The organism is Neisseria sp. HMSC065C04 (assembly GCF_001815375.1).
Lineage (GTDB): Bacteria > Pseudomonadota > Gammaproteobacteria > Burkholderiales > Neisseriaceae > Neisseria > Neisseria flavescens_D.
In genome coordinates, this window is the sequence record NZ_KV820385.1 from 1 (window position 1) to 1,019 (window position 1,019).

The 1,019-nt window shown below is 50.7% G+C and carries 1 protein-coding gene; it reads left to right on the plus strand.

The window, feature by feature from the left end; translation table 11 throughout:
• Window positions 1-36 precede the first annotated feature (36 nt).
• Window positions 37-1,019, plus strand: a 983-nt coding sequence (locus HMPREF3022_RS01855; protein WP_070765046.1) for an IS5 family transposase, incomplete at its 3' end; no start/stop codon positions are given.

The window sequence follows — 1,019 nt, forward strand, 5'->3', positions numbered from 1 at the left end:
CCCTAAATTCCCACCAAGACATTTAGGGGATTTTCCATGACCACCTTCTTCCAGCAAACCGCACAAGCCATGATTGCCAAACACATCGACCGCTTCCCACTATTAAAGTTGGATCAGGTGATTGATTGGCAGCCGATCGAACAATACCTGAATCGTCAAAGAACCCGTTACCTTAGAGACCACCGCGGCCGTTCCGCCTATCCCCTGCTATCCATGTTCAAAGCCGTCCTGCTCGGACAATGGCACAGCCTTTCCGATCCCGAACTCGAACACAGCCTCATCACCCGCATCGATTTCAACCTGTTTTGCCGTTTTGACGAACTAAGCATCCCCGATTACAGCACCTTATGCCGCTACCGCAACTGGCTGGCGCAAGACAATACCCTGTCCGAATTGCTGAAACTGATTAACCGACAACTGACCGAAAAAAACCTAAAAGTAGAGAAAGCATCCGCCGCCGTCGTTGACGCCACCATTATTCAGACCGCCGGCAGCAAACAGCGCCAGGCCATAGAAGTCGATGAAGAAGGACAAGTCAGCGGCCAAACCACACCGAGTAAAGACAGTGATGCCCGTTGGATAAAGAAAAACGGCCTCTACAAACTCGGTTACAAACAACATACTCGTACCGATGCGGAAGGCTATATCGAGAAACTGCACATTACCCCCGCCAATGCCCATGAGTGCAAACACCTGTCGCCTTTGTTGGAAGGTCTATCCAAAGGTACGATCGTCTATGCCGATAAAGGTTATGACAGTGAGGAAAACCGGCAACATCTGGAAGAGCATCGGCTGAAGGACGGTATTATGCGCAAAGCCCACCGCAACCGTCCGCTGTCGGAAGCGCAAACCAAACGCAACCGATATTTGTCGAAGACCCGTTATGTGGTCGAACAAAGCTTCGGTACACTGCACCGTAAATTCCGCTATGCGCGGGCAGCCTATTTCGGACTGATTAAAGTGAGTGCACAACGCTACCTGAAGGCGATGTGTTTGAACCTTTTGAAAGCGGCTAACAG